The sequence below is a fragment of the Pseudoalteromonas sp. SG41-1 genome (assembly GCF_014164575.1).
Classification (GTDB): Bacteria; Pseudomonadota; Gammaproteobacteria; order Enterobacterales; family Alteromonadaceae; genus Pseudoalteromonas; species Pseudoalteromonas rhizosphaerae.
The window spans coordinates 1-936 of sequence record NZ_JACJFL010000110.1 but is presented as its reverse complement, the minus strand read 5'-3'; the positions used below and the strand labels follow the sequence as shown (position 1 = coordinate 936).

Annotated in this window: 2 protein-coding genes; both read right to left on the bottom strand. The window is 40.9% G+C overall.

The features are described 5' to 3' along the window. Positions 1-132 precede the first annotated feature (132 nt). A complete protein-coding gene (locus H5203_RS22495; protein ID WP_145242890.1) occupies positions 133-444 on the bottom strand; it encodes a hypothetical protein in 312 nt (103 codons plus the stop codon). An 86-nt stretch (positions 445-530) separates the two neighbouring features. Continuing rightward, entirely contained in the window at positions 531-752 is a 222-nt protein-coding gene (locus tag H5203_RS22490) for a hypothetical protein (protein WP_041408593.1), read from the bottom strand. Positions 753-936 lie beyond the last annotated feature (184 nt).

Below are 936 nucleotides of genomic sequence, written 5' to 3'. Positions count from 1 at the left end.
CAAGGTTTAGCGTCATTAAGAGATATTTGGATCAATATTCACTACGGGAGATGAACCGCCCATTGCGGACCCGCATGATGGGTGGTGTGGGGGCTGGAGGTTAGAGACCTCCGGCTACCCGATTATGCGATACTACGCCCAAATCATCCACCCCAAAAATAAACCAACAGCAAGACAAATATAGACAACCCATATTGGAAGGCTAGAGTCAGACCGAACCTCCATTATAGCTCCTTGACTGTGTAGTCCCAATATCTCATCGGCCAACTCGTGTTTTGGGTGTTCTTTGAAAAACTGAATTAAGGCATCCTGTACTTTTGGAACCCATGATGATGGGTGATCACTATCTGAATCGTAATTAAGCGCAGCACGCAAGGACGGAATCCCGCCATCAATTCTTGCCTCTATATTTTGAGCCTTTTTGTAATATTCAGAAATATCCATAACCTGTCTTCGTATAACGCTACAATATGGGCCGCGCGCTGTTTGCGCGTCCCAGCCCAACTTGTTGGGCGAACATAATTGACTTGTTATATGCACACCAACTCCAATTCAGCGTCACTTGGTTCAAATATCTCTAACCAGAGAGTAAAACCATTTTCGTCACTACACTCCAGATCAAATGCACTGTCGTAAACCTCAACGATTGTTGCAATGTCACCAACACGAGGAGATCTTGATCCAAAGCTACCTTCATTATATTTAAAGTTTTTATTCAAAGACTTAATTTTAACAACAGAGTACTGATTCATCAGAAGCCCAAGTGCATATAACAGCTTATTCAAAGGATCTAAACCCACAAGTTGCAGAGAGAAAATCCTTTGAGTTTTTTAATACTTTCAGTCTAACTCTGTATCTAAATGTAAATCAAGGGATTTATATTTGTTGTTTTTTTGTTGTTGTAAAATACAAGAAATAATCCCGCGAGTTGTTGAA